This is a genomic window from Streptomyces sp. NPDC048419 (assembly GCF_043200415.1).
Classification (GTDB): domain Bacteria; phylum Actinomycetota; class Actinomycetes; order Streptomycetales; family Streptomycetaceae; genus Streptomyces.
Genome location: NZ_JBICXT010000001.1, coordinates 787,770 through 813,216, shown reverse-complemented (window position 1 = coordinate 813,216; position 25,447 = coordinate 787,770). Strand labels below are relative to the sequence as shown.

Here is a 25,447-nt window from a genome sequence, read left to right as displayed (position 1 = left end):
ACCGGCCCCCCAGCCCCCCACTTCTCCCCGCACCGCCCTCTCACAAGGACGTGAACCGTCATGCGCAAGTCCGTCAGATACTCCACCCTGGCCGCCGCCGGTCTGCTCGCCGTCTCCTCCCTCACCGCCTGCGCCAACGACGCGGCCAGCACCGCCTCCACGGGCTCCGGCAGCAAGGGGGACGGCAAGGGCACGAAGGTCAAGATCATGGTCGGTGGCCTGGACAAGGTCATCTACATGCCGGCGATGCTGACCCAGCGGCTCGGCTACTTCGACGCCGAGGGCCTCGACGTGGAGCTGCTGAGCGAGCCGGCCGGTGTCCAGGCGGAGACCGCGCTCGTCTCCGGACAGGTCCAGGGGGCCGTCGGCTTCTACGACCACACCCTCGATCTGCAGACCAAGGGCAAGGCCATCGAGTCCGTCGTGCAGTTCTCGCACGCGCCCGGCGAGGTGGAGATCGTCTCCAACAAGGCGGCGGGTGACATCAAGTCGCCCAAGGACTTCAAGGGCAAGAAGCTCGGCATCACCGGCCTCGGCTCGTCGACCGACTTCCTCACCAAGTACCTCGCCGTCAAGAACGGCGTGAACGTCAACGAGTTCACACCGGTCGCCGTCGGAGCGGGACCGACCTTCATCTCGGCGCTCCAGCAGGGCTCCATCGACGGCGGCATGACGACCGACCCGACCGTCGCCACGATCCTGGACAAGAAGGCGGGCAAGGTCCTGCTCGACATGCGGACCCCGAAGGGTTCCCAGCAGGCGCTCGGCGGCCCTTACCCGTCGTCAAGCCTGTACATGCAGACGGACTGGGTCAACAGCCACAAGGACACCGTCCAGAAGTTGGCCAATGCATTCGTCAAGACGCTCAAGTGGATGTCCACCCACAGCTCGTCGCAGATCGCCGCCAAGATGCCCGCCGACTACTCCCAGGGCAACAAGCCCCTCTACGCCGCGGCCATCGAGAGCACACTGCCGATGTTCACCAAGGACGGCGTCATGCCCGAGAACGGCCCCGAGACCGTCGAGAAGGTGCTCAAGGCGTTCAACCCCAACATCAAGAACGCCAAGGTGGACCTCAGCAAGACGTTCACTTCCGAGTTCGTGGAGAAGGCCAAGGGCTGAGTCCGTATCTACGGAAGGGGTACGGCCCCTTCCCCCACCCCCACAGGCCGTGCCCTCAGGCGCGGGTCGCCCACACGTAACGGTGTTCAGGGCGGCCCGCGTCGCCGTATTTCAGGGTCAGCCGGGCCCGTCCGGTGCGCTCCAGGAGCTTCAGATAGCGCTGGGCGGTCTGGCGGCTCACTCCGGTCCGCTCGGCGATTTCCTGTGCCGACAGCGGGCCTTCGGCGTTCATCAGGGACTGGCGCACCAGCTCCGCGGTGGTGGGGGAGTGGCCCTTGGGCAGCCCCGGCTCCGAAGTGGCGGACAGGGCGCCGAAAATGCGGTCCACCTCGGCCTGTTCGGCCTCGCCGCCGCCGTCGAGCGTGCGCCGCAGCTTCGCGTACGCCTCCAGCTTGATGCGCAGGCCCGCGAAGGCGAACGGCTTGACCAGGTACTGGAGCGCGCCGTGCCGCATCGCGGCCTGCACGGTCGCCACGTCCCGGGCTGCCGTCACCATGATCACATCGGTCTGGTGGCCGCGGCGGCGCATCTCCCGGACCACCGCCAGGCCCGTCTCGTCCGGCAGATAGTGGTCCATGAGGACCAGGTCGAGATGGGGCAGCGACTCCAGCTGACTCAGCGCCTCGGCGGCGCTGTGCGCCTCGCCGGCGACGTGGAAGCCCGCCACCTTCTCGACGTAGGCGGCGTTGACGGCCGCGACCCTGGTGTCGTCGTCCACGACCAGGACCTCGATCATCGCGACTCCTCCTCGAGGGACGTCTCCGCGGATGCGGTCAGGGCCGGTTCCGGTTCCGTTTCCGTTTCCGGTGCCGGGTCGGTGAGCGCCTCGGGCAGGACGACGGTGAACTCCGCGCCCCCGCCGTGCGCCTCGCCGACCGAGGCGCTGCCGCCCTGCCGCTCGGCGAGCCTGCGTACCAGGGAGAGCCCGATGCCACGCTTGCGGTGGGCCGGTTGCTCCTTCGTGGACCATCCGTCGGTGAAGACCAACTCGCGCTGTTCCACCGGGATTCCGGGCCCGGTGTCGCACACCTTCAGGACGGCCGTACGCCCCTCCGCGCGCAACTCGATCTCCACGCGCGCGTGGAGGGTGCCCGCGACCGCGTCGAGGGCGTTGTCCACCAGGTTCCCGACGACCGTGACGATCCCGCGGGGATCGATCAACCGGTTCGGGAGCCACGTCCGGTCCGAGATCCACAGGGCGACGCCGCGCTCGGTCGCGACCGTCGCCTTGCCCACCAGCAGGGCGGCGAGCAGCGGGTCATGGATCTTCTCCGTGACCTGCTCCGCGGTGACGCGGTGGTCGCCGACCACCTCTCCGACGAAGTCCACGGCGTCGTCGTACATCTCCAGTTCGAGCAGACCCAGGAGAGTGTGCATGCGGTTGGCGTGCTCGTGGTCCTGCGCGCGCAGGGCGTCGATCAGGCCGCGTGTGGAGTCGAGTTCCCGGCCGAGCTGTTCCAGTTCGGTGCGGTCGCGCAGGGTGGCCACCGCGCCGCCGTCGTCGGTGGGCATGCGGTTGGCGACGAGCACGCGCTGGCCGCGGACGGTGAGCAGGTCGGTGCCCGTCACCCGGCCGCCCAGGATGTCGGCCGTACGTCCTTCGCCCAGGGCCTGCTCGGGAGACTGGCCGATGACTCCGTCGTCGATGCTCAGCAGGCGGTGCGCCTCGTCGTTGAGCAGGCGGATACGGCCGGAGCGGTCCAGTGCTACGACGCCTTCGCGTATGCCGTGCAGCATCGCCTCGCGTTCCGCGAGCAGCGCCGAGATGTCTGAGAAGGCCAGGTCGCGGGTCTGCCGCTGAACCCGTCGCGAGATCAGCCAGGCGGCCAGCGCCCCGACGGCCAGGGCGCCACCGGCGTAGGCGAGCAGCTCGGGGATCGCGCCGATGAGCTCGGCCCGCACGCTGTCGTACTTGATCCCGACCGAGACCGCACCGATGATCTTGCCGTCGGAGTCCCTGAGGGGCACCTTGCCGCGCGCGGAGCGGCCCAGAGTGCCCCTGTCGATCTCCATGACCTCCTTGCCGCCCAGGGCGTCGGTGGGGTTGGTGGAGACAGGTTGGCCGATCTCGCTCGGGGTGGGATGCGACCAGCGGATCCAGTGCCGGTTCAGGACCACGATGTACTCGGCGTGCGTGGCCCGCCGGATCCGCTCGGCCTCCTTCTGCACCGGACCGTTCCGGCTCGGCGAGGTGGTCAGCACACCCTCGGCGACCTGCGGGTCCTGGGCCGTGGTCTCGGCGATGGCCAGGGCGCGGCGCATCGCCTCCTGGTCCAGCTGCTTGCTGAGAGGGGCGAGGAAGAGTCCTGTCGCGAGCACCGCGACGCCCGCGGCGATCACCACCTGCATCAGCAGTACCTGCGAGAACACCCGTTTCGGCAGACCGAGACGCAGACGGCGTGCGGGCGGAGTGGGGCTCATGACCACGACGGTACGTGGACCGGCCGGAACTGCCGTAGTGGGTGTGGCATGGATCTCTTGATCAATACCGAACGGGGCAGGTCGAAGCACTGACCGGTATGGATCAACCGCGTCAACTGGCGAGTGCGGTGGTCGTCAGCTCATGCACCACGACGACCTCCATGCGCGCGGGCGAGCCCAGGATCGACGTCCCGCAGCTCTCCGGGCGAGGCGGCAGGGAGGCGCCCTGGGCCACCTCTACGGACCACCGGCGTCCGTCCACGTGCGCGACGGTCACCTGCCAGCGCGGTGCGGCACCGCTGGTCGCCGCGACGCGCAGGGCGTCCGCCCCGTACTCGTGCACGGCCGCGCGCACGGCGAGCTCGGCCGCCTGACCGGGCCGCTCCCAGGCGCTGCTCCCGCGGCACCCCTCCAGGACGATCCGCCCCTCCTGGACGCCGCTCAGCACTTCCTTGACGGCGTGGGCCTGGGCACGGCCGTACGCGTATCCGTACGGCAGCACGAGCAGCGTGGGCGAGAAGCGATGGCCACCCAGATGAGTGACCTCCCAGACGCCCTCCACCCCGGAGGCGGCGAGTTCGGCGGCGAGCGGGCGGCCCAGCAGGGCGCAGCAGCGGTCGCGCTTGCCGTTGGTGCAGACGAGGGCGAGCGGGCCGCCGGTGTGGGGCCGGCCCGCGAGCGCCGCGCCGAAGGTGCGGTGCTCGCCCTGGCCGAGCGCGGCGAAGTCGAGGTCGAGCAGGGCGCGCGGATCGTCGACCGCGGCGGAGTGCAGCCATGCGTCCCCGGGGGCGGTGTGGGCCGCGTAGACCTGCCGGGTGGCGGGCGTGCCGCAGTCGGCGTGGCGGCCAGGGCGCCGGATCAGTGCGATGCGCACGCCCGTGCCCTTGGCGGCCGCCTCCAGCGCGCGGCCGAGTGCCGGATCGAGGTGGCTCGACGTGAGCGCCTTGGCGCCCCAGGGGCCCGGCTGCTCCAGCAGCAGCCAGGTCCTCGCGGTGGCCGCGGTACCCGCGATCGGCTCGTCGAGCTCCCGGGAGACGGTTGAGCACGTACTCACAGAGGTGAGCCTAACCTGACTTGGCGCTCCGTGACTTCTCGGCCGTCTTCGTGTCCTGCTCCGGCCGCGGCAGTGGCTGAGGCGGCCTCGGGCCGACGTAGTGCCCGCTGGGCCGCATACGCAGGGGGCGTTCGCCGTACTCCTCCAGCGCGTGCGCGATCCAGCCCGCCGTACGGGCCACGGCGAAGATCGTCTCGCCCGCCGTCGCCGGCATCCCGCTGGACGCTGTGAACACGGCCAGGGCCAGGTCGACGTTGGCGTGCAGCGGGGTGTGGCGGGCGGTCGTGGTCACGATGTCGCGAGCCGCGGCGAGGGCGGGGGCGGCGTGGGGGATCTCCTCCAGGAGACCGAACAGCACGCGCGCGCGTGGGTCCTCGCCGGGGTAGAGCCGGTGGCCGAGCCCTGGGATGCGGCGGCCCGCGCGCAGCTCCTCCGCGATCACGGGGGCCGCGTCACCCTCGTCGAGAACGTCCAGCAGAAGGCGGTGGGCGAGGCCGCTGGCCGCCCCGTGCAGGGGGCCTTCGAGCACGCCGAGCCCGGCGGACACGGCCGCGTAGGCGTGGGCCCGGGCCGAGGCGGCGACGCGCACCGCGAGGGTCGAGGCGGCGAGGTCGTGGTCGGCGAGGAGGGCGAGCGCGGTGTCGATCACGCGCAGCGAGGCCTCGTCGGCTTCCTTCCCGCTCAGGCACGTCCACAGGCGGCGGGCCAGCGGACCCTCGTCGTGGCGGCGGCGCCGGGACGCCGGCGGCAGGGCGGCGACCAGGGTGGGGATGAGCGTGCGCGCCGTGCCGAGTACGGCGTCCTCGGAGAGGTCGAAGCGCAGGGGATCCGCCACGGCGGCGGCGATCGCCGCGACGCGCAGCCGGTCGGTGGGGCCGGTGTGCTCGGGCAGCGCGTCGACGGCCTGGCGGGCCGTGGCGACGGACGCCTCCGGTGCGGTGAACGTGATGCCGGGGCGAAGGCGGCCGGTCCACAGCCACTCGGCGACCTCTTCGTAGGTGTGGTGCGTGGCCAGTTCGGTGGCGTCGACGCCTCGGAAGTAGTACGCGTTCGGCTCGATGAGGGTGATCCGCGTCCGGACGGACAGCTCGCCTCCTGAGGACGAACTCCCGCTGCTCTCCCGCCTGTTGCGCTTTGCGAGCCCCTCCACCTCCTGGGCGTCGAAGGTGCTGCCCCGGCCGCCGGGCACACGTCGGCTGCTGAGCTGGCCGCGGCTCACGTACGCGTACACGGTCTCGGGCTTCACGCCCAGCAGTTCGGCGGCTTCCTTGGTGGTCAGCCGCCGTTCGGCGTGACCGGGGGAGGGCTCTTGATCGCGCATGGGGGTCACCGTATCGGCATGGCGATGCATGGATTCGTTATGTTGACTGAAGTTGATCTAATCAATATTGACAGAGAAACAGTCAAGCATGGACAGTCGAATCAAGTCCAGGGAGGAATCATGTCCGTCAACAGGTCAGCAGCTGCCACCATCAATGTGCCGCGCGGGCTCGCCGGCGTCGTGGTCACCGACACCGAGGTCGGGGACGTCCGGGGTCTCGAGGGCTTCTACCACTACCGGCAGTACTCGGCCGTCGAACTCGCGCAGACCCGGGGCTTCGAGGACGTCTGGCATCTCCTGGCCCACGGTGAACTGCCGGATGCGGTACGGCGTGCGGCGTTCGTCGCGGAGACGGCCGCGCTGCGAAGGCTGCCGGACGAGGTGTGGGCGGCGCTGCCGGCGATCGCGGCGGCGAGCGGCGGGTCCGGGCCGCTGGCCGGGATGCGGACGGCTCTGTCGCTGCTCGGATCGGCGCAGGGATTCCGGCCGGTGTACGACATCGACGCGAGCGCGCGCCGCCGGGACACGCTGGTGGCGGCCGCGGCCGTACCCACGCTGCTCACGGCGCTGTACCGGCTGGGGCGCGGGCTCGATCCGGTGGGGCCGCGTGACGATCTGTCCTTCGCGGCCAACTACCTCTACATGCTGACCGGTTCGGAGCCGGATGCTGCGCGGGCCCGGGCGATCGAGCAGTACTTGATCTCAACCATTGATCACGGCTTCAATGCATCAACCTTTACGGCACGGGTGATCGCGTCGACGGGGGCGGATGTGGCCGCGTGCCTGGTGGGGGCCGTGGGGGCGCTGTCCGGGCCGCTGCACGGGGGTGCGCCCAGTCGTGCGCTGGACACTCTGGACGCGATCGGCAGCCCTGACCGCATCGACCCCTGGATTCGCGAACGCGTCCTCGCCGGCGACCGCATCATGGGTTTCGGTCACGCCGTCTACCGCACCGAGGATCCTCGCTCCCGCATGCTCCGTGAGGTGGCGCAGAGCTTCGGTGGTCCGCGCGTCGAGTTCGCCGTGGAGGTGGAACGCCATGTGGAGGCGATCCTGGCCGAGTTGAAGCCGGGACGGGAACTCCACACCAACGTCGAGTTCTACGCGGGCGTCGTCATGGAACTGTGCGGCCTGCCCCGCGAGATGTTCACCCCGACCTTCGCCGCGGCCCGGGTGGTGGGCTGGAGCGCGAACATCCTGGAACAGGCGGAGGATCGGAAGATCATCCGGCCGGTGGCGCGGTATGTGGGGCCGGGGGCGCCGATGGCTGTGCCGGTGGCCTGAGTTGTGCGTGAGGTCCGGTTCCGATCCGGAGCCGGACCTGACGATGTCGTGGGCGAGCCGTGGTGGCGGGGTAATTGCTGTTCGGCTCGAAGCTGGCCTGTGGCGTCAGGGGTTGTTGTGCGCCAGGCGGGAGATGGGAGCGGGGGTCAGCAGGATGCGTCTTCCGGAGGTTGCCCCTCCATGGGGTCGCCGAGTGCACCTCAACGGTCGACGGTGAAGTCCTTGCGGGCCCGTTGGCTTCAGCTGTCGGGGATGTCTGCTTTCGCGCGAAGGAAGGTCTCTCTGCTCACGATCACGATGTGTTCATAGCTGGCCCGTGAGGCGTCGGGGGGAAGCTCTTTCTCGAGCGCCGCGGTGGCCTCTGTCCCGATGACGGCAAAGTTTCCGTCACTAAGTTCGAAGATGTCCGGGCAGGAATCGCCCGACAAACTGCCACGTTGACGTGGGGAGGCACCAATGCGGCGCACGATCTTCAACGGTATCCCTGTCCTTTGAAGGGGCGGATGACAGCCCTGAGGGCGGGGATAGGGTAGCGGCCCGTCCGTACCGATCTTGACGGGGGTCCGACTGTGGGCATGTCTTGATTGACGGCACGTCAACTTCCGTCACTCTTCGGCAGGTTCACCCACCACCCACCACTCTTCGGTGTCGGCTTCGTCCAAATCGCGGATGAGGCGATCCACCATTCGGCCCACCCTGGCTTCGGCCGAGTCGGATTTGAGGCTGGCGCGGTGAGGGCGGTGGGCGTCCCAGTAGTCGCGAAAGATGGAGTTTCGGCAGATCATCCGGAGGTGGCCGTGTAATTCCTCCCAATTGACCACACCTACTCGGTAGGCAAGCAGGGCATTGGTGTACAGGGCGTTTGCGAACAGGTACTGGCGTCGCTGGACGGGGGAGTCCACCTGAATGTTGCTGTACACAGCGGCCAGGTCGGGGTCCTCCATCGCCTGGCTCAGGAGATAGAACTGGAGGCGCTGCTGCTCCGTCAGCATGGCCTGGCGATCGTCGTGCTCCATTTTCCCGACACGCTGTCGCAACTCCTCGAACCGGCGGCGTTGCGCAGCCAGGGCTACGAGTACTCCCACGGTGAAGGCGAGCCCAGTGGCGGCGGCAGAAGTCCACCCCCGTGCATCCGTGTTCTGTGTGGTCATGTCAACCCCCGAATCAGGCGGCCGTCCGCCGGTCGTCGGGGTGCGGGTCGACTGTGGGGGACCGGCGAGCGGTGGGCGGCGCTTGCCGTCTCCCAGGATGCCGAGCGGCTCTGATCGGCAGGGAGGCGGAGAGGCGGCGCACGGAGGGAAGCGAGGGTCGCACACTCCGGCGCCTTGCCCAACGTCTGCCCCGTAGGAGCTGCTAACAATCGTTCACTCAGCAGTGATTGTTCCGGCTCGTATCCTGGTCCGGCATTCACATGTCGTACGTGCGCCGCAGCCGCGATCCGGCGCACAAGGAAGCGCGGAAGAGGTCGCACGTTGAGTCAGCCGAACCACAGCAGTCGGCAGATCCCGGTCGTCGTACTCGCCGGATTCCTGGGTTCCGGCAAAACCACCCTCCTCAACCACCTCCTGCACCGCAGTGGTGGCAGCCGTATCGGCGCCGTCGTCAACGACTTCGGTGCCATCGAGATCGACGCCATGGCCGTCGCCGGCGCGCTCGGGGACTCCACCGTCTCCCTCGGCAACGGGTGCCTGTGCTGCGCCGTCGACACCAGTGAACTCGACAGTTACCTCGAGCGGCTCGCCCGTCCCTCCGCCGGTATCGACGTCATCGTCATCGAGGCCAGCGGGCTCGCCGAGCCGCAGGAACTCGTGCGCATGGTGCTCGCCAGTGAGGAACCCGGGATCGTCTACGGCGGTCTCGTCGAGGTCGTCGACGCCGCCGAGTTCGACGACACCCGCGCCAGGCATCCCGAGGTGGACCGGCATCTCGCCCTCGCCGATCTCGTCGTCGTCAACAAGCTCGACCGCACGCCGGACGCCGAGCGCGTTCTCGGGCTCGTCCGGTCGCTCGTCGACCGTGCCGCCGTCGTTCCGGCCTCCTACGGCCGTATCGACCCCGAGTTCCTCTTCGACTGCCGGCCCGGCGCTGAGCGCATCGGGCAGCTGTCCTTCGACGACATGGACCATGTGGATGACATGGACGACGTGGATGACATGGACGACGTGGATCCCTTCCACGATCACATGCACGACGTGCGCCACATGCACGCCGCCTACGACAGCCTCTCCTTCACCTCCGAAGTGCCCATGGATCCGCGCCGGTTGATGGAGTTCCTCGACAGCCGGCCCGAGGGGCTGTACCGGATCAAGGGGTACGTCGACTTCGGGGCGTACGACGTCCGGAACCGTTACGCCGTGCATGCCGTAGGGCGCTTCCTGCGGTTCTATCCCGAGCCCTGGCCAGGCAGCTCCGATGGCTCCGACGGCTCCGGTACTTCCGGCAGCGCACGCCTCACCCAGCTCGTCCTCATCGGCTCCGGCATCGACGCATCCGCCCTCGGCAAGGGGCTCGAGGTGTGCAGGAGCGACGCCCCGCACACCGTCGACGAGACCGGTATGTGGGGCGTCCTGCGCTATGTACAAGATCCCGATGAGCAAGATCCCGACGTACAGGATCCCGACGTGCAAGATCCCGTGGAGCCGTCGGCCTAGACCGGCCCCGCCACCACCGACACCGTCCTGGCCAGCGACACGCCGGAGCCGTCGCGCCGTGGGTCGATGTCCGGGAGGTCGGCTGGAGTGCCGTTCTTCTGGGCCGCCTTGGCCGGGACGGTGCCCGCCCAGGCCAGGGAGAGACAGTCCTCGCCCTTGAGGAAGCGCTGGCAGCGGACGCCGCCGGTGGCGCGGCCCTTGCGCGGGTACTGGTCGAACGGTGTGAGCTTGGCCGTCGTCTGGACCGAGTCGTCGAGCGTGCCGCGTGAGCCCGCGACCGTGAAGACCACCGCGTCGGCCGCCGGGTCCACCGCCGTGAAGGAGATGACCTTCGCGCCGTCCGTCAGCTTGATGCCCGCCATGCCGCCCGCGGGACGGCCCTGGGGGCGGACCTGCGAGGCCTGGTAGCGCAGCAGCTGGGCGTCGTCGGTGATGAAGACCAGGTCCTCTTCGCCGGTGCGCAGCTCGATCGCGCCGACGATCCGGTCGCCGTCCTTGAGCGTGATGACCTCCAACTCCTCCTTGTTGGTCGGGTAGTCGGGGACCACACGCTTGACCACGCCCTGTTCCGTGCCGATGGCGAGGCCGGGGGAGGACTCGTCGAGCGTGATGAGGCAGACCACCGTCTCGGGACCGTCCAGTGAGACGAACTCCGTGAGCGGCGCTCCGCCCGAGAGGTTCGGTGCCGACACCGTCTCCGGGAGCTGCGGGAGGTCGACGACGTTGATCCGCAGCAGCCGGCCGAGCGAGGTCACGGCGCCGATCTCGCCGCGCGCCGTCGCCGGGACCGCCGAGATGATCACGTCGTGCTTGACGCGCTTGGCCGCCTTGTCCTCCGGGAAGGGCCCGCCGTTCGCCGTACGGGCCAGCAGGCCGGTGGAGGAGAGCAGGACCCGGCAGGGGTCGTCCGCGACCTGCAGCGGTACGACGGCGGCCGCGGCGCCGGACGCCTCCAGCAGGACCGTGCGCCGGTCGGTGCCGAACTTCTTGGCCACCTGGGCCAGTTCGGAGGAGACCAGCTTGCGCAGCTCGGTGTCCGAGTCGAGGATCCGGGTCAGTTCCGCGATCTCCGCGTTGAGCCTTTCCTTCTCGGACTCCAGCTCGATGCGGTCGAACTTGGTGAGGCGGCGCAACGGAGTGTCGAGAATGTACTGGGTCTGGACGTCCGACAGGGAGAAGCGCTGCATCAGGCGCTCCTTGGCCTGCGCGCTGTTCTCGCTGGAGCGGATCAGGCGGATGACCTCGTCGATGTCGACGAGAGCCGTCAGCAGGCCTTCGACCAGGTGCAGACGGTCGCGCCGCTTGGTGCGGCGGAACTCGCTGCGGCGGCGCACGACCTCGAAGCGGTGGTCGAGGTAGACCTCCAGGAGCTCCTTGAGGCCCAGCGTGAGCGGCTGTCCGTCCACCAGCGCGACGTTGTTGATGCCGAAGGACTCCTCCATCGGCGTCAGCTTGTAGAGCTGCTCCAGGACGGCCTCCGGCACGAAGCCGTTCTTGATCTCGATGACCAGGCGCAGGCCGTGCTGGCGGTCGGTGAGGTCCTTGACGTCGGCGATGCCCTGGATCTTCTTCGAGCCGACCAGGTCCTTGATCTTCGCGATCACCTTCTCCGGGCCGACCGTGAAGGGCAGTTCGGTGACGACCAGGCCCTTGCGGCGGGCGGTGACGGTCTCGATCTCGACCGTGGCGCGGATCTTGAAGGTGCCGCGGCCTGTCTCGTAGGCGTCCCGGACGCCGGAGAGGCCGACGATGCGGCCGCCGGTGGGCAGGTCGGGGCCCGGGACGTGCTTCATCAGCGTGTCCAGGTCCGCGTTCGGGTACCGGATCAGGTGGCGGGCGGCCGAGATGACCTCGGAGAGGTTGTGCGGCGGCATGTTCGTCGCCATGCCGACCGCGATGCCCGACGCGCCGTTCACCAGCAGGTTCGGGAAGGCCGCCGGCAGGGCGACCGGCTCCTGCTCCTGGCCGTCGTAGTTGGGCGCGAAGTCGACCGTGTCCTCGTCGATCGACTCGGTCATCAGGCTCGTCGCGGCGGCCTGGCGGCACTCCGTGTACCGCATGGCGGCCGGCGGGTCGTCGTTGCCCAGCGAACCGAAGTTGCCGTGGCCGTCCACCAGCGGCACGCGCATGGAGAAGGGCTGGGCCATGCGCACCAGGGCGTCGTAGATCGACGCGTCGCCGTGCGGGTGCAACTTGCCCATGACCTCGCCGACGACGCGGGCACACTTCACATAGCCTCGGTCGGGGCGCAGTCCCATCTCGTTCATCTGGTAGACGATGCGGCGGTGCACCGGCTTGAGGCCGTCGCGGGCGTCGGGCAGGGCTCGCGAGTAGATGACCGAGTACGCGTACTCGAGAAAGGAGCCCTGCATCTCGTCGACGACGTCGATGTCGAGGATCCGCTCCTCGAACGAGTCGTCGGGCGGCGGGGTCTTCGTGCTGCGGCGGGCCATCGCTGCCGGCTCCTCTTTTCTGGTCGCTCGCCTTCGGGTCGCGCCCCTTCGGCTCACTCTTGCCTGAAGCGTGAACGAGATCTGACGCGGACCATTGTGGACCGCGGCACTGACAACGCGGACCAGGACCCGGTGCGGGCGGCCCGGCCCGGCGCTCGGGGATCACCCTCGCCACGGCTGCCCGCAGGTTACGCGATCCGCTGTGGGCGTACGTCCGCCGGGAACTTCGCCCGCGCTCCGCACGCTTGCATACAGTGGCAGGAACGGCAGGAAAACCGCGGTCGGAACCACCGCCTCGGCGATCGAAGGGACGTACATGACCATGGGTCACACGGCCACAGACCAGGCAGGCTCCGGGGGCCTGACAGCGACGGAGCACCGCCTGGCCAACGGCCTGCGCGTGGTGCTCTCCGAGGACCACCTGACCCCGGTCGCGGCGGTGTGCCTCTGGTACGACGTCGGCTCCCGGCACGAAGTCAAGGGACGTACCGGCCTGGCTCACCTTTTCGAGCATTTGATGTTCCAGGGCTCGGGCCAGGTCAAGGGGAACGGCCACTTCGAGCTGGTGCAGGGTGCGGGCGGTTCGCTCAACGGCACCACCAGCTTCGAGCGCACCAACTACTTCGAGACCATGCCCACCCACCAGCTGGAGCTCGCCCTCTGGCTGGAGGCCGACCGCATGGGCTCGCTGCTCGCCGCCCTGGACGACGAGTCCATGGAGAACCAGCGGGACGTGGTCAAGAACGAACGCCGGCAGCGCTACGACAACGTGCCGTACGGCACGGCGTTCGAGAAGCTCACCGCGCTCACCTACCCCGAGGGCCACCCCTACCACCACACTCCCATCGGTTCGATGGCCGACCTGGACGCGGCGACGCTGGAGGACGCGCGTGCGTTCTTCCGCACGTACTACGCGCCGGGCAACGCGGTCCTGTCGATCGTCGGCGACATCGACCCCGAGCAGACGCTCGCCTGGGTCGAGAAGTACTTCGGCTCCATCGCCTCGCACGACGGCAAGCCCGCACCGCGCGACGGCTCGCTGCCCGACGTCATCGGCGAGCAACTGCGCGAGGTCGTCGAGGAGGAGGTCCCGGCGCGCGCCCTGATGGCCGCCTACCGGCTGCCGCACGACGGCACGCGCGCGTGCGACGCGGCCGACCTGGCGCTCACCGTCCTGGGCGGCGGCGAGTCCTCCCGCCTCTACAACCGGCTGGTACGGCGCGACCGTACGGCCGTCGCGGCCGGGTTCGGCCTGCTGCGCCTCGCCGGAGCCCCCTCGCTGGGCTGGCTGGACGTGAAGACGTCCGGTGACGTCGAGGTGCCGGTCATCGAGACCGCCATCGACGAGGAGCTCGCCCGGTTCGCCGAGGAGGGCCCGACGGCCGAGGAAATGGAGCGCGCCCAGGCCCAGTTGGAGCGCGAGTGGCTGGACCGGCTCGGCACGGTCGCGGGCCGCGCCGACGAACTGTGCCGGTTCGCCGTCCTGTTCGGCGACCCGCAGCTCGCCCTGACCGCCGTGCAGCGCGTCCTGGAGGTGACGCCCGAGGAGGTCCAGGAGGTCGCCAAGGCCCGCCTGCGCCCCGACAACCGCGCGGTGCTCGTCTACGAGCCCGTCTCGGCCGAGGCCGCCCAGGACGCGAATCCCCCAGAAGACCCCGAGGCCGAGGCCACGGTCGAGGCCGGCGACGACAACGAGGAGGCGGCCAAGTGAGCGAGCTCGCCACGATGGAGTTCCACCCGCAGCCCCAGGCCGGCGAGGCCAGGCCCTGGGCGTTCCCGGCCCCCGAGCGCGGCGCGCTCGGCAACGGCATGACCGTTCTGCGCTGCCACCGCCCCGGCCAGCAGGTCGTCGCGGTGGAGGTGTCCCTGGACGCGCCCCTGGAGGCCGAGCCGGCCGCCGTCGAGGGCGTCGCCACGATCATGGCGCGGGCCTTCTCGGAGGGCACCGACAAGCACTCCGCCGAGGAGTTCGCCGCCGAGCTGGAGCGCTGCGGCGCCACCCTCGACGCGCACGCCGATCACCCGGGCGTCCGTCTGAGCCTCGAAGTCCCGGTCTCCCGCCTGGCCAAGGCGCTCGGTCTGATGTCCGACGCCCTCAGGGCGCCCGCGTTCGCCGACAGCGAGGTGGAGCGGCTGGTCCGCAACCGTCTGGACGAGATCCCGCACGAGCTGGCCAACCCCTCCCGCCGTGCCGCCAAGGAACTCTCCAAGGAGCTGTTCCCGGCGACTTCGCGCATGTCGCGACCGCGCCAGGGCACCGAGGAGACGGTCGAGAAGATCGACGCCGCGGCCGTACGCGCCTTCTACGACCGCCATGTCCGGCCCGCCACCGCCACCACCGTGGTCGTCGGCGACCTGACCGGCATCGACCTGGACGCCCTGCTCGGGGACACCCTGGGCGCCTGGACGGGCACCCCGGCCGAGCCCCGTCCGGTACCGCCGGTGACCGCCGACGACACCGGGCGCGTGGTCATCGTGGACCGCCCCGGCGCCGTCCAGACCCAGTTGCTCATCGGCCGCGTCGGCGCCGACCGGCACGACCGCGTCTGGCCCGCGCAGGTGCTCGGCACGTACTGCCTGGGTGGCACCCTCACCTCCCGCCTGGACCGCGTCCTGCGCGAGGAGAAGGGCTACACCTACGGTGTGCGCGCGTTCGGCCAGGTCCTCAGGTCCGCCCCGGACGGCACGGGCGCAGCGATGCTCGCCATCAGCGGCTCCGTCGACACGCCCAACACGGGCCCGGCGCTCGGGGATCTGTGGGCGGTGCTGCGCACGCTGGCCGAGGGCGGCCTGACCGACGCCGAGCGTGACGTCGCCGTGCAGAACCTCGTCGGGGTGGCGCCGCTCAAGTACGAGACCGCCGCGGCCGTGGCGAGCACGCTGGCCGACCAGGTCGAGCAGCACCTGCCGGACGACTACCAGGCGACGCTGTATCAGCAGCTCGCCGCCACCGGCACGGTGGAGGCCACCGCGGCCGCCGTGAACGCCTTCCCGATGGACCGCCTGGTGACGGTCCTCGTCGGTGACGCGGCCCAGATCAAGGAGCCCGTCGAGGCTCTGGGCATCGGCGAAGTCACCGTGGTGTCCGCGGAGTAGGGACACGCGCGCGTGAGGGCCCTGGTGACCGATGAGTCACCAGGGCCCTTGTATGTCCGAATTGAGGGAGAGTTGCCTGTCTGCCCTGTGGGATGCGCTACAAAAGCCGAGTTCCGTTTGGGAATTGAAGACCGCTCTGCCTAGCGTCGTCCGGGCTGTTCGTCAGGCAGTGCGCCGCGCCCGCGGCACCGGACAGTCATCGCCGAGTCCCCGTACGGCGCAAGCCAGGGGAGCCGGGGACCCACCGCAGTCCCTGGGGTGAATCGGACGCCCGCGCGCAAGCGAGGGGGTCCGTAGGAGACCTTCCTGCTCCGAACCCGTCAGCTAACCCGGTAGGCGAGAGGGAAGGAAAGGACCAGCCAGTTCATGGCGTTCATCTGCGCCACCGGGAAGCACCGTCGTCCCAGCAGGATCAAGCGCGGCACCGTCCAGGCGGCCGGCGTCGCGGCCCTCGCCACCACCGGCATCGTCGGCGGTCTCGCCGCCCCCTCGTTCGCCGCGGAGAACTCTGCCGAGAACTCCGTCGAGCAGACCGGCCTCAACCCCGTCATCACCATCGGCAACACGATCGCAGCGAAGATCGACGCCCAGGCCGAGGCCCAGAAGAACGCCGCCGAGGAGGCCGCCCGCAAGAAGGCCGCCGAGGAGGCCGCGCGTCTGAAGGCCGCCGCGAAGGCCAAGGCGGAGCACGAGGCCAAGCAGCGCGCTGCCCGTGCCGCCGAGCGCAGGCGCCTGAACGGCTTCGTCGCCCCGATATCGAACTCGTACGTCTCGACGGGCTACAAGACCGGCGGCTCCCTGTGGTCCTCCGGCAGCCACACGGGCATCGACTTCCACGCCGCCAGCGGCACGACCGTCCACGCCGTCGGTGCCGGCACCGTCGTCCAGACCGGCTGGGGCGGCGCCTACGGCAACCAGATTGTCATCAAGATGCACGACGGCACGTACACCCAGTACGGCCACCTGTCGTCCATCGGTGTCTCGGTGGGCCAGACGGTCACCCCGGGGCAGCAGATAGGTCTCTCCGGTTCCACCGGCAACACCACCGGACCGCACCTGCACTTCGAGGCCCGCACGACGCCCGAGTACGGCTCGGACATCGACCCCGTCGCCTACCTGCGCTCGCACGGCGTCGACGTCTGACGCACCACCGCGCGATCTCCCCGAGGCCCCGGCTCCCGAGCCGGGGCCTTTCGGTGTTTCACCGGCCCCGTGTCCAAAAAATATGCATGGATTCCGGACCGCCGTCGGAAATTCCGGCCCGGTGCAATAGAGTCACCGGAACGCACGTCAATCATCGGCGTTTCGCGGGGATTAAGTCGGAGGTCCGTCATGCGTATTCCGGCGCACTCGGTGTGCACGGCGATCCGGGACGACATCGTCGCGGGTGTCTACGAGCGCGGCGGCCGGCTCACCGAGGAACTACTCGCCCGCCGCTACGGCGTCTCGCGCGTCCCCGTGCGTGAGGCGCTGCGCACCCTGGAGGCGGAGGGCTTCGTGGTGACCCGGCGGCACGCGGGCGCGTGCGTGGCGGAACCCAACGAGCAGGAGGCCGCCGACCTGCTGGAGATGCGCGTGCTCCTGGAGCCGCTCGCCGCCTCCCGTGCCGCGCAGCGGCGCACCGAGGCCCATCTCAAGGTCCTGCGCGGCCTGGTCAGGCTGGGGCAGGAGCGGGCCAGGCGCGGCAACAGCGAGGATCTGCGCTCCCTGGAGGGCTGGTTCCACGAGACGCTCGCCCAGGCCTCCGGCAGTCCCGCGCTGACCTCGATGCTGACCCAGCTGCGGCACAAGATCGCCTGGATGTACGCCGTGGAGGCGCCCGCCAGCCCCGTGGAGTCCTGGGCGGAGCACGGCGCGATCGTCGACGCCGTGGCCCGCGGCGACAGCGAGCGCGCGCGTGCGGTCACGACCCTGCACGCCGAGCGCTCCGGTGCGGTGCACCGGCCGCGGTTCGCCCTCGGCGGCGGTCGCACCGACCGTGTGAGGACCTCGCAACATGCCGTAAACGTGACGGGCCCGCGGCATTAACATGCGCGCCGTATACAAAGAGGGCGGAATTGGCCGGGGGGTTGTTTCCGCTGCCCGCGGCCGGGAATTCCACTGGTGTTGATCGGAATTTCTGCCTCCCTTGCGGAGGAAATGCGAAGGGCTCGCCCGGTAATTCGGACGAGCCCTTCGGTGGTGCCGTGATCAGACGGTCTCGGGGAGTTCCTCGAGGCCTTCGGAGACCAGCTTCGCCAGTCGGTCGAGGGCCGCGTCGGCGCCCTCGGCGCCGGAGGCGAGGACGATCTCCTCGCCACCCTGGGCGCCGAGGCCCAGGACGGCCAGCATGGAGGCCGCGTTGACGGCGTTGCCGTCGGCCTTGGCGATCGTCACCGGGATACCTGCGGCCGTGGCGGCCCGGACGAAGATGGAAGCGGGGCGGGCGTGGAGGCCCTCGGCCCAGCCGACGTTGACGCGGCGCTCAGCCATGTGATGCTGCCCTTCGGTGTTCAGGGTTGTCTAGACCAGTTTCCCACAACGTGAAGCATGTCCGGAGCGGTCCTTCGCTCCGTCCGAAGGTGGGTCGTCGAACCGCGGCCTCGGCCCGACTTGCGTCCTTCTTCTGTTCTCGGCGACTGCCGTCCTCCCCACAGACTGCCTCGCGCCGTTGTCGGACGCGAGCCGTACTCTGGGGCCCATGCAGACCTCGTCGGACCGGCATGAGTATCCCGCCCACTGGGAAGCCGACGTGGTGCTGCGCGACGGTGGCACCGCGCGCATCCGCCCCATCACCGTTGATGACGCCGAGCGCCTGGTCAGCTTCTACGAGCAGGTGTCGGACGAGTCCAAGTACTACCGCTTCTTCGCGCCGTACCCTCGTCTGTCCGCCAAGGACGTCCACCGCTTCACGCACCACGACTTTGTGGACCGGGTGGGACTCGCGGCCACGGTCGGCGGCGAGTTCATCGCCACCGTACGCTACGACCGCATCGGCGCCGACGGAATGCCCGCGTCCGCACCGGCCGACGAGGCCGAGGTCGCCTTCCTCGTCCAGGACGCCCACCAGGGGCGCGGCGTCGCCTCCACCCTGCTCGAGCACGTCGCCGCGGTCGCCCGTGAGCGGAACATCCGCCGCTTCACCGCCGAGGTGCTCCCCGCCAACGTCAAGATGATCAAGGTGTTCACGGACGCCGGGTACACCCAGAAGCGCAGCTTCGAGGACGGCGTCGTACACCTGGAGTTCGACATCGAGCCCACCGACCGGTCGCTCGCCGTGCAGCGCGCGCGGGAGCAGCGCGCGGAGGGGCGGTCCGTGCGGCGGCTGCTCCTGCCCGGCTCCGTCGCCGTCGTGGGCACCGGCCGCACGCCCGGCGGCGTCGGCCGCGGCATCCTCGACAACATCCGGGACGCCGGCTTCACCGGATCGCTCCACGCGGTGAACAAGGCGCTCCCCGAAGAGCTCAAGGAGCTCGACGGGGTGCCGGCGTACCGCTCGGTGCGGGACATCGACGGGCCCGTCGACCTCGCGGTGGTCGCCGTCCCGGCCGACCACGTGCCCGAGGTCGTCACCGAGTGCGGCGAGCACGGCGTGCAGGGACTCGTCGTCGTCTCCGCCGGATACGCCGAGAGCGGGCCGGAGGGACGCGAGCGCCAGCGCGAACTCGTGCGGCACGCGCGCACGTACGGCATGCGGATCATCGGGCCGAACGCCTTCGGCATCATCAACACCTCCCCCGGGATACGGCTGAACGCCTCGCTCGCACCCGAGATGCCCCGCGCCGGCCGGATCGGCCTGTTCGCCCAGTCCGGTGCCATCGGCATCGCGCTGCTGTCCCGGCTGCAGCGCCGCGGCGGCGGAGTCACCGGGGTCACGGGCGTCTCGACCTTCGTGTCGTCCGGCAACCGCGCGGACGTGTCGGGCAACGACGTGATCCAGTTCTGGTACGACGACCCGGACACCGACGTCGTCCTCATGTACCTGGAGTCCATCGGCAACCCGCGCAAGTTCACCCGCCTCGCCCGGCGGACCGCGGCCGCCAAGCCGCTGGTCGTGGTCCAGGGCGCCGGTTCCGCGCCCCAGGGGCACGCCGTACGGGCCACGCAACTGCCGCACGCCACGGTGTCCGCCCTGCTCCGGCAGGCCGGGGTCATCCGCGTGGACACGATCACCGAGCTGGTCGACGCGGGCCTGCTGCTCGCGCGCCAGCCACTGCCGACGGGACCGCGCGTGGCGATCCTGGGCAACTCCGAATCACTGGGCCTGCTCACCTACGACGCCTGCCTGTCCGAAGGGCTCCGGCCGCTGAGGCCGCTCGACCTGACGACGCAGGCCTCGGCGGGCGACTTCCACGCGGCACTGTCCCGCGCCCTGGCGGACGACTCCTGCGACGCGGTGGTGGTGACCGCGATCCCGGCGATCGGTGAGGGCTCGCCCGGTGACGCGGAGCTCGCGGAGGCGCTGCGCTCGGCGGCCGGACAGGTCCCGGGCAAGCCGGTGCTCGTGGTGCACGTGGAACTCGGCGGGCTCGCGGAAGCCCTGTCGGCCGCGACGAGCACCGCGCCCCGGCCGGACGCCAGGGCCTCCGGCACCCGCCGGCTCCGCCCGTCGCAGCAGCTTCCCCCGCCGGTGCGGACCCAGGAACCCGCCGCCCCCGGCACCGGCCCCCGGCTCATCCCCGCCTACCCCGCCGCCGAGCGCGCGGTCCGCGCCATCGCCGAGGCCGTGCACTACGCCCAGTGGCGGCGCGACGCGACCGAGCCCGGCAAGGTGCCCGAGTACGAGGACATCGACGAGAAGGGCGCCGCCCGGCTCATCGACGGGATGCTCTCGCGCGGCCAGGGGCTCACGCTCGGCACCGAGGAGACACGCGAGCTGCTCGGCCGGTACGGGATCGCCGTGCGCAAGGCCGTTCCCGCGTTCACCCCGGACGACGCCGCCCGGGCCGCCGGCGATCTCGGCTACCCCGTCGCCCTCAAGGCCACCGCCCCGCACCTGCGCCACCGCGCCGACCTGGGCGGCGTACGGCTGGACCTCGCCGACGAAGAGCAACTGCGGCGGGCGTACGCCGAGTTGACCGAGCTGTTCGGAAAGCCGGAGGAGCTGCGGCCGGTGGTGCAGCAGATGGCACCACGCGGCGTGGACACGGTCGTGCGCTCGGTCATCGACCCCGCGGCCGGTGCGGTCCTGTCCTTCGGGCTGGCCGGCGCCGCCTCCCAGCTGCTCGGCGACATGGCGCACCGGCTGGTTCCGGTCACCGACCGCGAGGCCACCTCGCTGATCCGCTCGATCCGGACGGCGCCGCTGCTGTTCGGCTGGCGCGGCTCGACGCCGGTGGACACGCCTGCGCTGGAGGAGCTGCTGCTGCGGGTGTCCCGGCTGGTCGACGATCACCCGGAGGTCGTGGCGGTGACCCTGGAGCCTGTGGTGGTCGCACCGCGTGGCCTGACCGTTCTCGGCGCCTCGGTCCGCCTCGCGCCGCCGCCCGTCCGCAACGACCTCGGTCCGCGCACGCTTCCCCTCTACTGAGACGTGTACGCGGACACCGCATGACCGGTGCCTCGCAGTCGGTGCACCCCCTTAAGATGGACGTCATGGCCAAGACCAGTACGACGACCCAGGGGCTGCGTGCGGCGATCGAGCGCAGCGGCTACTACCCGGCCCTCGTGGCCGAGGCGGTGGAGGCCGCCGTGGGCGGCGAGCCCATCCGGTCGTACCTGGTCCATCAGGAGACGACGTTCGACCAGAACGAGGTGCGGCGGCATGTGACCGTGCTCGTCCTGACCGGCAACCGCTTCATCGTCAGCCACACCGACGAGCAGGCGGCGGACGACACCTCCCCGACGCCGTACGCCACGACCTCGACGGAGTCGGTGAAGCTCGGCCGGATCTCGTCGGTCGTGGTCAGCCGCGTGGTCGCCAACCCGGAGCAGTACCAGCCGGGCACGCTGCCCCGCGAGGTCGTCCTCACCATCGGCTGGGGCGCCGTCTCCCGCATCGACCTCGAGCCGGCCGCCTGCGGCGACCCCAACTGCGAGGCGGACCACGGGTACACGGGCAACTCGACCGCGGACGACCTCAGCCTGCGCGTCAGCGAGGCCGGGGACGGTCCCGAGACGGTGCGCCAGGCGCTCACCTTCGCCCAGTCCCTCTCCGAGGCGACCGCGGACACCAGCCGCTGATGGTGCACGCCGCCTCCTGGGACGCCCACCCCGAGCCTCTCGCCGTCGACTCCGCGCCGCTTCCCGAATACGGCAGCGGCTCGCTCGCCGATCTGCTGCCCACGCTGGCCGCCGGCATGGGCGTACCGGAGACGACGGCCGCGATCACCGAGCTGACGCCCGCCGACCGCAACTGCGTCTTCCTGATCGACGGTCTCGGCTGGGAGCAGCTGAAGGCCCACCCGGACGAGGCCCCCTTCATGACCTCGCTCCTCGGCAGCTCGCGCGGTGGCACCGGGCGCCCTCTGACCACCGGCTACCCGGCGACCACCGCGACGTCCCTGGCCTCCGTCGGCACCGGCCTGCCGCCCGGCGCGCACGGCCTGCCCGGCTACACCGCGCGCAACCCCGAGACCGGCGAGCTGATGAACCAGCTGCGCTGGCAGCCGTGGACCAAGCCTCGCAAGTGGCAGCCGTACCCCACCGTCTTCCAGCGGGCCCATGACGCGGGCGTGCACGCCGCCCAGGTGTCCTCGCCAACGTTCGAGACCACCCCGCTGACCAAGGTCGCGCTCAGTGGCGGAACGTTCCACGGACGGCTGTCCGGCGAGGAGCGCATGGACCTCGCCGCCGAGCAACTGGCCGCCGGCGACCGCTCCTTGGTCTACACGTACTACGCCGAACTCGACGGCGCCGGCCACCGCTACGGCGTCGAGTCGGACACCTGGCGCGGCCAGCTCATGCACGTCGACCGGCTCGTCCAGCGCCTCGCCGAGCAACTGCCGCAGCGCACCGCGCTGTACGTCACCGCCGACCACGGCATGATCGACGTCCCCTTCGACGAGGAGCACCGCATCGACTTCGACGCGGACTGGGAGCTCCGGGCGGGCGTCGCCCTGCTGGGCGGCGAGGGCCGGGCCCGGCACGTGTACGCGGTCCCCGGCGCGCAGAACGACGTGCTCACGGTCTGGCGCGAGGTGCTCGGCGAGCAGTTCTGGGTGGCCTCACGGGACGAGGCGATCGCGGCGGGCTGGTTCGGCCCGCAGGTCGACGAGCGGGTGTACGCACGCATCGGCGACGTCGTCGCGGCCGCCCGTGACGACGTCCTGATCATCGCCACCGAGCGGGAGCCGAAGGAGTCGGCGATGGTCGGCAACCACGGTTCGATGACCCCTGCCGAGCAGCTGATCCCCCTGCTCGAAGTACGCTCCTGAAGCCCGATCCCCGATCCCGCACGCCGAAAGGTGCTCAACTCGCCATGCCCGAGCTGGTCTTCTTCTCCGGAACCATGGACTGCGGGAAGTCGACGCTGGCGCTGCAGATCGAGCACAACCGCTCGGCGCGCGGCCTGGCGGGCATGATCTTCACGCGCGACGACCGCGCGGGCGAGGGCAAGCTCTCCTCCCGCCTCGGCCTGGTCACGGACGCGGTGGAGGTCGAGGACGGGCAGGACCTGTACGCCTACCTCGTCGACCACCTCTCGCAGCGCGGCCGCGCGGACTACGTCATCGCGGACGAGGCGCAGTTCCTGGCGCCCGAGCAGATCGACCAACTCGCGCGTGTGGTCGACGACCTGGGCCTGGACGTCTACGCCTTCGGCATCACGACGGACTTCCGCACCAAGCTCTTCCCCGGCTCCCAGCGCCTGATCGAGCTGGCCGACCGCGTCGAGGTCCTCCAGGTGGAGGCCCTGTGCTGGTGCGGCGCCCGCGCCACGCACAACGCGCGCACGATAGGCGGCGCCATGGTCGTCGAGGGTGCCCAGGTCGTGGTGGGTGACGTCAATCAGCCGGAGGACATCGGCTACGAGGTCCTGTGCCGGCGCCACCACCGCCGCCGTATGACGGCGGCGACGTCCGGGGCGGCGGCGCTGTCCCCGGACGTGCTGCCGATGTCGCAGGTCTAGGATCCGGGCGGGCGCGGGCCGCCGCTCAGCGCGGGCTCTCGATCAAGGAGAAGCGGGCGCCCTCGGGGTCGGCCACCGTGGCCACGCGCCCGTGGGCGCCGTCCCTGGGCGGCGACAGGACATGGCCGCCGAGATCCACCAGGCGTTCCACCGTGCCGTCGGCGTCGGCGACCTCGAAGTACGTGATCCAGTGCGGGCCCCGGTCACGGGGGAGGGCGTGGCCCACGCCGCGGATGCCCGCGACCGGGCGGCCCTCGATCTGCAGCGTCAGATAGTCGAAGTCGGCGGAGACGACCGCCTCTTCCTCGTAGCCGAAGACTGTCTCGTAGAACTTGGCCACGCCCACCGACTCGAAGGTCAGCAGCTCGTTCCAGGCGGGGGTGCCGGGCACGCCCGTGATGCCCGTGCCCTGGTGTTCGGCCGCCTGCCAGATGCCGAAGACGGCGCCTGAGGGGTCCGAGCCGATCGCGAGCCGGCCGGCCTCGGCGGCGTCCAGCGGCCCCACGCCGATGGTGCCGCCGCACAGCCGTACCGTCTCGGCGGTCACGTCCACGTCGTCCGAGGCGAGGTAGGGCGTCCAGGCGATGGGCAGATGGCGGTCCGGCGGCAGCTGGCCGATGCCGGCCACCTCGGCCCCGTCGAGCAGCGCCCGCACGTAGGGGCCAAGCTGCTGCGGGCCCGGCTGGAACTCCCAGCCGAACAGCGAGCCGTAGAACTCCTGGGTGGTGGTCAGACCGTGCACCATCAGGCTCACCCAGCAGGGCGTGCCGGGCGTGTGCCGAGCGTGCATCCCGCCGTTCGGTCCGGCCGGTCCCCGTACCTCGGTCATCGTCGCTCTCTCCTGACCCCTCGCGGTGGCCTCGTAGCTCCGCTCTCCGGAATCTCCGTGCCGATGCTCGCACCACCGATGCCGGTGCGCGCTCCGGGCGCGCCGCCCTTCCCGGAGGATGCCCGGTGTGCGGTTTCCCATCCGTTTCTGTGCGATTGCCGCCGAATGTCGATCAGCTGTACAGCATGTGCTCGAACCCGTACGCCTCGTGATCGAGGCTGTCCGGCCGAGCAGAGTAGCCGGACATGGACGATGCGGCCACCCCGTACGCCAGGATGGTGGCCATGAACGCCATCATCTCCGCTTCCGAACTCGCGAGCGACCTGGCGGGGCAGCACCCGCCCGTCCTGCTCGACGTCCGCTGGCAGCTCAGTGTGGCCAAGGCGGCCGGTGAGCCACCCTTCGACGGACGGGCCGAGTACGCGGCCGGACACCTCCCCGGTGCCGTCTACGTCGATTTGGACGCCGAACTCGCCTCCGAGCCCGGTGAAGGCGGCCGTCACCCGCTGCCGGACCTCGAGGTCTTCGGCGCCGCGATGCGACGGGCGGGGGTGTCGGCCACGCGGCCGGTGGTCGTCTACGACGGCGGCCAGGGCTGGGCCGCGGCCCGTGCGTGGTGGCTGCTGCGCTGGACGGGTCACCCGGACGTACGGGTCCTCGACGGTGGGCTGCCGTCCTGGGAGGGCCGGTTGGAGACGTCCGCGCCCACGCCCGCCGAGGGCGACTTCGAGCCGGTGCCGGGCGCCGAGGGACTGCTGGACGCCGACGGCGCGGCGGCCCTGGCGCGGACCGGCGTGCTGTTCGACGCGCGGGCGGGGGAGCGGTACCGCGGCGAGGTGGAGCCGATCGACCGCGTCGGCGGGCACATCCCGGGTGCGGTGTCGGCGCCCACGAACGAGAACGTGGCGCACGGCGGGCGGTTCCTGCCCGCGGAGGAACTGGCCGGGCGCTTCAAGGCCCTTGGCGCGTCCGGCGGTTCACAGGTCGGCGTCTACTGCGGTTCGGGCGTCTCCGGGGCGCACGAGGTGCTCGCGCTGGCGGTCGCGGGCATCGACGCGGCGCTGTACGTGGGTTCGTGGTCGGAGTGGTCGACCGATCCGTCGCGTCCGGTGGCCGTGGGGCCCGACCCGCAGTAACACCCGGCAGCCGCGCGCGAGAACGGGAAGGGG

The 25,447-nt window shown here is 70.7% G+C and carries 21 protein-coding genes and 1 riboswitch; of the genes, 12 read left to right on the top strand and 9 right to left on the bottom strand.

The genetic code is table 11. The features are described 5' to 3' along the window. The first annotated feature begins 60 nt into the window (after positions 1-60). Positions 61-1,122: an ABC transporter substrate-binding protein gene (locus tag ACGFYN_RS03510; protein ID WP_393864044.1), complete on the top strand. Its 1,062-nt coding sequence runs from the start codon at positions 61-63 to the stop codon at positions 1,120-1,122. A 55-nt stretch (positions 1,123-1,177) separates the two neighbouring features. Here ACGFYN_RS03510 and ACGFYN_RS03505 read toward each other — a convergent pair whose 3' ends face one another. The 4 genes from ACGFYN_RS03505 to ACGFYN_RS03490 all read right to left on the bottom strand — a co-directional run bounded on the left by ACGFYN_RS03505 (position 1,178) and on the right by ACGFYN_RS03490 (position 5,918). After that, positions 1,178-1,858 carry a response regulator gene (locus ACGFYN_RS03505; protein ID WP_393864043.1) on the bottom strand — a complete coding sequence of 227 codons (681 nt, stop codon included), beginning with the start codon at positions 1,856-1,858 and terminating at the stop codon, positions 1,178-1,180. Further along, complete coding sequence (locus tag ACGFYN_RS03500; RefSeq protein ID WP_393864042.1) at positions 1,855-3,543, bottom strand: ATP-binding protein; 1,689 nt, start codon at positions 3,541-3,543, stop codon at positions 1,855-1,857. Before ACGFYN_RS03500 ends, ACGFYN_RS03505 begins: the two co-directional genes overlap by 4 nt. 112 nt (positions 3,544-3,655) lie before the next feature. Further along, the gene (locus tag ACGFYN_RS03495; protein ID WP_393864041.1) at positions 3,656-4,597 is read right to left on the bottom strand and encodes a sucrase ferredoxin; all 942 of its coding nucleotides are present in this window, start codon (positions 4,595-4,597) and stop codon (positions 3,656-3,658) included. A gap of 10 nt (positions 4,598-4,607) precedes the next feature. Then, positions 4,608-5,918, bottom strand: a complete 1,311-nt coding sequence (locus ACGFYN_RS03490; RefSeq protein WP_393864040.1) for a citrate synthase — start codon at positions 5,916-5,918, stop codon at positions 4,608-4,610. A gap of 120 nt (positions 5,919-6,038) precedes the next feature. Between ACGFYN_RS03490 and ACGFYN_RS03485 the strand changes: the two genes are divergently transcribed. After that, a complete protein-coding gene (locus tag ACGFYN_RS03485; protein WP_393864152.1) occupies positions 6,039-7,202 on the top strand; it encodes a citrate synthase/methylcitrate synthase in 1,164 nt (387 codons plus the stop codon). Positions 7,203-7,441: 239 nt separating this feature from the next. Here ACGFYN_RS03485 and ACGFYN_RS03480 read toward each other — a convergent pair whose 3' ends face one another. Continuing rightward, positions 7,442-7,678: a hypothetical protein gene (locus ACGFYN_RS03480; protein ID WP_393864039.1), complete on the bottom strand. Its 237-nt coding sequence runs from the start codon at positions 7,676-7,678 to the stop codon at positions 7,442-7,444. Positions 7,679-7,807: 129 nt separating this feature from the next. After that, entirely contained in the window at positions 7,808-8,353 is a 546-nt protein-coding gene (locus ACGFYN_RS03475) for a DUF6082 family protein (RefSeq protein WP_393864038.1), read from the bottom strand. 321 nt (positions 8,354-8,674) lie between these two features. Between ACGFYN_RS03475 and ACGFYN_RS03470 the strand changes: the two genes are divergently transcribed. After that, complete coding sequence (locus ACGFYN_RS03470; protein WP_393864037.1) at positions 8,675-9,853, top strand: CobW family GTP-binding protein; 1,179 nt, start codon at positions 8,675-8,677, stop codon at positions 9,851-9,853. On the opposite strand, the gene ACGFYN_RS03465 is transcribed toward ACGFYN_RS03470, so the two are convergent. Continuing rightward, entirely contained in the window at positions 9,850-12,306 is a 2,457-nt protein-coding gene (locus ACGFYN_RS03465) for a DNA topoisomerase (ATP-hydrolyzing) subunit A (RefSeq protein ID WP_393864036.1), read from the bottom strand. The genes ACGFYN_RS03470 and ACGFYN_RS03465 overlap by 4 nt on opposite strands. Positions 12,307-12,622: 316 nt before the next feature. Between ACGFYN_RS03465 and ACGFYN_RS03460 the strand changes: the two genes are divergently transcribed. The 4 genes from ACGFYN_RS03460 to ACGFYN_RS03445 all read left to right on the top strand — a co-directional run bounded on the left by ACGFYN_RS03460 (position 12,623) and on the right by ACGFYN_RS03445 (position 17,430). Further along, complete coding sequence (locus ACGFYN_RS03460) at positions 12,623-14,017, top strand: M16 family metallopeptidase (protein ID WP_393864035.1); 1,395 nt, start codon at positions 12,623-12,625, stop codon at positions 14,015-14,017. Next, the gene (locus tag ACGFYN_RS03455) at positions 14,014-15,402 is read left to right on the top strand and encodes a M16 family metallopeptidase (protein WP_393864034.1); all 1,389 of its coding nucleotides are present in this window, start codon (positions 14,014-14,016) and stop codon (positions 15,400-15,402) included. The genes ACGFYN_RS03460 and ACGFYN_RS03455 overlap by 4 nt, the downstream gene beginning before the upstream one ends. Positions 15,403-15,592: 190 nt before the next feature. Next, positions 15,593-15,756: riboswitch (cyclic di-AMP (ydaO/yuaA leader) on the top strand. A 12-nt stretch (positions 15,757-15,768) separates the two neighbouring features. Continuing rightward, complete coding sequence (locus ACGFYN_RS03450) at positions 15,769-16,545, top strand: M23 family metallopeptidase (protein WP_393864033.1); 777 nt, start codon at positions 15,769-15,771, stop codon at positions 16,543-16,545. Positions 16,546-16,734: 189 nt separating this feature from the next. Then, complete coding sequence (locus tag ACGFYN_RS03445) at positions 16,735-17,430, top strand: GntR family transcriptional regulator (protein ID WP_393864032.1); 696 nt, start codon at positions 16,735-16,737, stop codon at positions 17,428-17,430. Positions 17,431-17,592: 162 nt separating this feature from the next. Here ACGFYN_RS03445 and ACGFYN_RS03440 read toward each other — a convergent pair whose 3' ends face one another. Then, on the bottom strand, positions 17,593-17,874 hold the full coding sequence (locus ACGFYN_RS03440; protein ID WP_393864031.1) for an HPr family phosphocarrier protein: 282 nt from the start codon (positions 17,872-17,874) through the stop codon (positions 17,593-17,595). Positions 17,875-18,082: 208 nt separating this feature from the next. On the opposite strand from ACGFYN_RS03440, the gene ACGFYN_RS03435 reads away from it, so the two are divergent. From ACGFYN_RS03435 to ACGFYN_RS03420, 4 genes are read left to right on the top strand one after another with little or no spacing between them, the layout of a single operon-like run. Next, positions 18,083-20,911 (top strand): GNAT family N-acetyltransferase, encoded by a 2,829-nt coding sequence (locus tag ACGFYN_RS03435; RefSeq protein WP_393864030.1) that lies wholly within the window; start codon positions 18,083-18,085, stop codon positions 20,909-20,911. A 56-nt stretch (positions 20,912-20,967) separates the two neighbouring features. Continuing rightward, positions 20,968-21,564 carry a DUF5998 family protein gene (locus tag ACGFYN_RS03430; protein ID WP_393864151.1) on the top strand — a complete coding sequence of 199 codons (597 nt, stop codon included), beginning with the start codon at positions 20,968-20,970 and terminating at the stop codon, positions 21,562-21,564. Beyond that, complete coding sequence (locus ACGFYN_RS03425) at positions 21,564-22,757, top strand: alkaline phosphatase family protein (protein WP_393864029.1); 1,194 nt, start codon at positions 21,564-21,566, stop codon at positions 22,755-22,757. Before ACGFYN_RS03430 ends, ACGFYN_RS03425 begins: the two co-directional genes overlap by 1 nt. A 44-nt stretch (positions 22,758-22,801) precedes the next feature. Continuing rightward, positions 22,802-23,449 (top strand): thymidine kinase, encoded by a 648-nt coding sequence (locus ACGFYN_RS03420; RefSeq protein ID WP_393864028.1) that lies wholly within the window; start codon positions 22,802-22,804, stop codon positions 23,447-23,449. A gap of 25 nt (positions 23,450-23,474) precedes the next feature. Here the strand turns inward: ACGFYN_RS03420 and ACGFYN_RS03415 are convergent, their stop codons facing one another. After that, a complete protein-coding gene (locus ACGFYN_RS03415; RefSeq protein WP_393864027.1) occupies positions 23,475-24,278 on the bottom strand; it encodes a VOC family protein in 804 nt (267 codons plus the stop codon). A 284-nt stretch (positions 24,279-24,562) separates the two neighbouring features. On the opposite strand from ACGFYN_RS03415, the gene ACGFYN_RS03410 reads away from it, so the two are divergent. Beyond that, on the top strand, positions 24,563-25,414 hold the full coding sequence (locus tag ACGFYN_RS03410; RefSeq protein WP_393864026.1) for a sulfurtransferase: 852 nt from the start codon (positions 24,563-24,565) through the stop codon (positions 25,412-25,414). Positions 25,415-25,447: the final 33 nt, after the last annotated feature.

What these genes read in the sequence shown, in the direction of transcription:
- ACGFYN_RS03510 (WP_393864044.1), top strand. Translation starts at nt 61, where the DNA reads ATGCGCAAGTCCGTCAGATACTCCACCCTGGCCGCCGCCGGTCTGCTC.
- ACGFYN_RS03505 (WP_393864043.1), bottom strand. Translation starts at nt 1,858, where the DNA reads ATGATCGAGGTCCTGGTCGTGGACGACGACACCAGGGTCGCGGCCGTC.
- ACGFYN_RS03500 (WP_393864042.1), bottom strand. Translation starts at nt 3,543, where the DNA reads ATGAGCCCCACTCCGCCCGCACGCCGTCTGCGTCTCGGTCTGCCGAAA.
- ACGFYN_RS03490 (WP_393864040.1), bottom strand. Translation starts at nt 5,918, where the DNA reads ATGCGCGATCAAGAGCCCTCCCCCGGTCACGCCGAACGGCGGCTGACC.
- ACGFYN_RS03485 (WP_393864152.1), top strand. Translation starts at nt 6,039, where the DNA reads ATGTCCGTCAACAGGTCAGCAGCTGCCACCATCAATGTGCCGCGCGGG.
- ACGFYN_RS03475 (WP_393864038.1), bottom strand. Translation starts at nt 8,353, where the DNA reads ATGACCACACAGAACACGGATGCACGGGGGTGGACTTCTGCCGCCGCC.
- ACGFYN_RS03465 (WP_393864036.1), bottom strand. Translation starts at nt 12,306, where the DNA reads ATGGCCCGCCGCAGCACGAAGACCCCGCCGCCCGACGACTCGTTCGAG.
- ACGFYN_RS03460 (WP_393864035.1), top strand. Translation starts at nt 12,623, where the DNA reads ATGACCATGGGTCACACGGCCACAGACCAGGCAGGCTCCGGGGGCCTG.
- ACGFYN_RS03450 (WP_393864033.1), top strand. Translation starts at nt 15,769, where the DNA reads ATGGCGTTCATCTGCGCCACCGGGAAGCACCGTCGTCCCAGCAGGATC.
- ACGFYN_RS03445 (WP_393864032.1), top strand. Translation starts at nt 16,735, where the DNA reads ATGCGTATTCCGGCGCACTCGGTGTGCACGGCGATCCGGGACGACATC.
- ACGFYN_RS03440 (WP_393864031.1), bottom strand. Translation starts at nt 17,874, where the DNA reads ATGGCTGAGCGCCGCGTCAACGTCGGCTGGGCCGAGGGCCTCCACGCC.
- ACGFYN_RS03435 (WP_393864030.1), top strand. Translation starts at nt 18,083, where the DNA reads ATGCAGACCTCGTCGGACCGGCATGAGTATCCCGCCCACTGGGAAGCC.
- ACGFYN_RS03430 (WP_393864151.1), top strand. Translation starts at nt 20,968, where the DNA reads ATGGACGTCATGGCCAAGACCAGTACGACGACCCAGGGGCTGCGTGCG.
- ACGFYN_RS03425 (WP_393864029.1), top strand. Translation starts at nt 21,564, where the DNA reads ATGGTGCACGCCGCCTCCTGGGACGCCCACCCCGAGCCTCTCGCCGTC.
- ACGFYN_RS03420 (WP_393864028.1), top strand. Translation starts at nt 22,802, where the DNA reads ATGCCCGAGCTGGTCTTCTTCTCCGGAACCATGGACTGCGGGAAGTCG.
- ACGFYN_RS03415 (WP_393864027.1), bottom strand. Translation starts at nt 24,278, where the DNA reads ATGACCGAGGTACGGGGACCGGCCGGACCGAACGGCGGGATGCACGCT.
- ACGFYN_RS03410 (WP_393864026.1), top strand. Translation starts at nt 24,563, where the DNA reads ATGAACGCCATCATCTCCGCTTCCGAACTCGCGAGCGACCTGGCGGGG.